The organism is Endozoicomonas sp. SESOKO2 (assembly GCF_024606245.1).
Taxonomy (GTDB): Bacteria; Pseudomonadota; Gammaproteobacteria; order Pseudomonadales; family Endozoicomonadaceae; genus Endozoicomonas_A.
The window spans coordinates 1-3,259 of record NZ_JAHHPQ010000436.1; the positions used below are offsets into that span (position 1 = coordinate 1).

A 3,259-nucleotide genomic window follows, 5' to 3' on the forward strand; every position below is an offset into this window, starting at 1 on the left:
CTCAATTTCTTGCAATCCTCGCTACGGACGCTTAAGTCCGACAGGCTGCTAGTCAGGATAGATGAAATGGCATGACCTGTTCGAAACCCATGTTGTTTCTAAATATCAGCAGCTTCAGGAAGAACGCCGCGAGATTATTAATGATTTATTGAGCAGGCTTAAAAATGGATGATGTGATTCTGAATAAATACAGCATTATTCAGCGCTGCCTCGGCCGTATCGAAGAAGAGTACGTCGGACACGAAGATGAACTGACGACGAATTTCACCCGTCAGGACTCCATTATTTTAAATATCCAGCGGGCATCACAGGCCGCAACAGACCTGGCAAACCGGGTAATTCGCTTGAAGCAGCTGGGTATCCCTCAGGGAAGTCGGGACTCGTTTTCCCTATTGTCAGATCATGGTTATGTGTCTGTCAAACTGGCAGATAGCATGATGAAGATGATCGGATTCAGGAATATTGCTTTTCATGAGTACCAGAAACTAAATATTGATATTCTCAAAGCCGTTATTGTGAAGCATGTGCAAGAGATCAAGCTCTTTGCTGAAGAAACGATGAAGAATATTCAGTGACAACTACAGCTTGCAATTTCACCTCTTCGCCCTCTTCCGACGTTGGCGGTGATTTCAGAAAATTTTCTACTCATCTGGAAAGGCTCTTTTGTTGAACGACTGCATAAACTTCAGCTTGTTTAGCCATCTGAGGATCAACGGTTGAGGTGAGTTTAATCACCAAAACGTCCTATACGTATAGTCTTTCCAAATCAGAACGTAGTATTGTTTGAGGCAATCATATTAAACCTCCAAGCCAGCTCGCTTCAACAGCGATTTAATCACATTGTATTATATTTTTAGACTGCCTTATGCTAGGATCTGCACAATACACAACCGTTTATAAACGACTCGGGTCATACAAAAGGGCCGGGGTTAGCATATGACTGAATCTGCCGTACTTTTTCTTCAGGGCCCACTTGGACCGTTTTTCAAGCGGTTGGCACGTACCTTTTCCAGAGCGGGTTACACCACCCACAAAATCAACTTTAATGGCGGTGACCGGCTTTTTTCATGGGCTAATGTTCAGACCCATTACAATGGCAAGCCCGCTGATTGGGCTGATTTTCTTGAACGGTACCTCACTGAACATCGTATTGAAGCCGTCTTTCTCCTTGGCGATTGCCGTTATTATCACAGAACTGCAAAACCCGTCTGTGATGCGTTGGGGGTCCAATTTTGTGTCTTCGAAGAAGGTTACCTAAGACCTGATACCATCACACTGGAGTCGGGAGGTGTTAACGCATTGAGTCAGATGGATCTCAGCCATGAGAGCCTGGAAAAAGCAATGCTATGCTCTGCTAAATCCATCCAGACAATCGGCGGTACCATGAGGCAAAGGACTGGCTACGCTGCTCTTTATTATTGGGCCAGTTTTTTCTCAAAGGGTGAATTTTCTCAGTACAGGCATCACAGGGCGACTCATCCGGTCAAAGAAGGCTTTTACTGGTTGAGAGGTTTTGTCAGAAAGTGGCTTTTTAAAAGTTACGACAGGCAAATGCAATTTCGTCTGGACAATGAGTTTGATCAGAGATTCTATCTGGTCCCGTTGCAAGTCCACGACGACTCCCAAATGATTTTCCACTCACCTTATGAGTCGGTCAAAGCTTTTATTCAGGAAGTCATGGTCTCTTTCTGGAAGCATGCAGATTCAAATAAGGTTCTGTGCTTTAAACACCACCCAATGGATCGGGGCTACACAGAATATGGACAGTTTATTGAAGACTTGGCAACCAATCTGGGCATTCAGGACAGAGTGCTCTACTGCCACGACATCCCATTACCCGATTTATATCGACATACCTGTGGCGTAGTGACCGTTAACAGTTCAGTTGGAATCTCTGCCCTTCTGCATCATCTGCCTACCAAGGTCATGGGGCGAGCCTTATATGATATCGAGGGTATTACCCATCAGGGATCACTGGAGTCATTCTGGAAAAATCCCGAGCCTGTTGACCGTCATCTATTCAAACAACTTCATTCCTGCCTTTTTCAGAAAACCCAAATCAATGGTAGCTTTTTCAAATACTTAACGCTCACCTGTAATAACAGTCTGAGCTTTTACGAAAAACGTCTTAAACCCACTTCAACATTTCGACCATCAGAGCAAGACCCCTGCCTGATTCCTGAACAAGCCGAATCCCTGCGATCCTCATACAGCGGCGCTGCATAGGTCTGCACTGCCCACCCGACCCGTGCAGCCATGTTAATTTAATGGCTCTCCTACTGTTTGTATACACCTCTGCCTGACGTCCTCTTCTACCTAATATCGGTAGGAGGTTCCTGTTAGTCACTTGAAATGCCAAGCAAGTTGAGAACAGTTTTGGAAGAGCTACTCTTTACAACAAACAAGTTACTACAGACAAGTCTGCGTAACCAATGCGCAGAGGATTTTAGCCCTACTCTCTCATCTCAGCCCCCCCGCAATAAGCCATCAAAAATTTTCCATAAAGTTTCAATCTCGCCGGCCGATAGCTAATGCGTGGAAACCACAAGGATGATATTTTTCGGGGGAAGTATGATGAAGAGAGCTATTGCCAGCCTCTGCTTATCAGCTACGCTGCTGATCCAGACACAGAGTGCTCACGCAGAAGATTTTGTTCCAGATAGTATCAACGTTAGCTACGGCCAGTACCTTGATCTTGTTTCGAGTCGTTCAGCAGATTTCACCAATCTGCGTCTGGGCATCACCTGGGACTGGAAGAAGGGCTTTTATCAGTCTGATAACATGGTGCTCAGCAGCTATTTTGAACTGGCTGCCAGTTCATGGAAAAGTAATCTCACAGCCAGCGACAACCCTAGCCCTGATGGCAAAGACAAAGTCACAGCTATCAGTTTTTCACCGGTATTAAGAATGGCATTTCTGCCCAAGGCCAGTGTCCGTCCGTTTATAGATCTTGGGGTGGGAGCTGCCTACCTGTCTGAACAGGACCTGGAGAAAGAGAAGAAATCACCCATCAATATGGGCGGTCACTCGCAATTCGAGATCCGGGTCATGGCAGGTATTGAATTTGGTTCCAAGCAGCAATTTGAACTCAGCTATGGCTGGTTTCATTACTCTAACGCCGGTCTGCACAGCATGAATGAATCCATTGACTTTCATTTGGCGACATTCGGCTATAAGTGGTAATCAGTGAGTCGCCGATATTCTGGTCTAGCAGCCTGTCGGACTTAAGCGTCCGTAGCGAGGATTGCAAGAAATTGAG

3 protein-coding genes are annotated in these 3,259 nt (G+C 45.6%); all 3 read left to right on the top strand.

Translation table 11 applies throughout. The annotated features are described in order from the left end of the window. Positions 1 to 164: 164 nt before the first annotated feature. The 3 genes from KDK17_RS09860 to KDK17_RS09870 all read left to right on the top strand — a co-directional run bounded on the left by KDK17_RS09860 (position 165) and on the right by KDK17_RS09870 (position 3,183). The gene (locus tag KDK17_RS09860) at positions 165 to 575 is read left to right on the top strand and encodes a DUF86 domain-containing protein (RefSeq protein WP_257254121.1); all 411 of its coding nucleotides are present in this window, start codon (positions 165 to 167) and stop codon (positions 573 to 575) included. 361 nt (positions 576 to 936) lie between these two features. Further along, complete coding sequence (locus KDK17_RS09865; RefSeq protein WP_257254122.1) at positions 937 to 2,226, top strand: capsule biosynthesis protein; 1,290 nt, start codon at positions 937 to 939, stop codon at positions 2,224 to 2,226. Between the two features lie 345 nt (positions 2,227 to 2,571). Further along, positions 2,572 to 3,183 carry an acyloxyacyl hydrolase gene (locus KDK17_RS09870; protein WP_257254123.1) on the top strand — a complete coding sequence of 204 codons (612 nt, stop codon included), beginning with the start codon at positions 2,572 to 2,574 and terminating at the stop codon, positions 3,181 to 3,183. The last annotated feature ends 76 nt before the right edge of the window (positions 3,184 to 3,259 follow it).

What these genes read in the sequence shown, in the direction of transcription:
- KDK17_RS09860 (WP_257254121.1), top strand. Translation starts at nt 165, where the DNA reads ATGGATGATGTGATTCTGAATAAATACAGCATTATTCAGCGCTGCCTC.
- KDK17_RS09865 (WP_257254122.1), top strand. Translation starts at nt 937, where the DNA reads ATGACTGAATCTGCCGTACTTTTTCTTCAGGGCCCACTTGGACCGTTT.
- KDK17_RS09870 (WP_257254123.1), top strand. Translation starts at nt 2,572, where the DNA reads ATGATGAAGAGAGCTATTGCCAGCCTCTGCTTATCAGCTACGCTGCTG.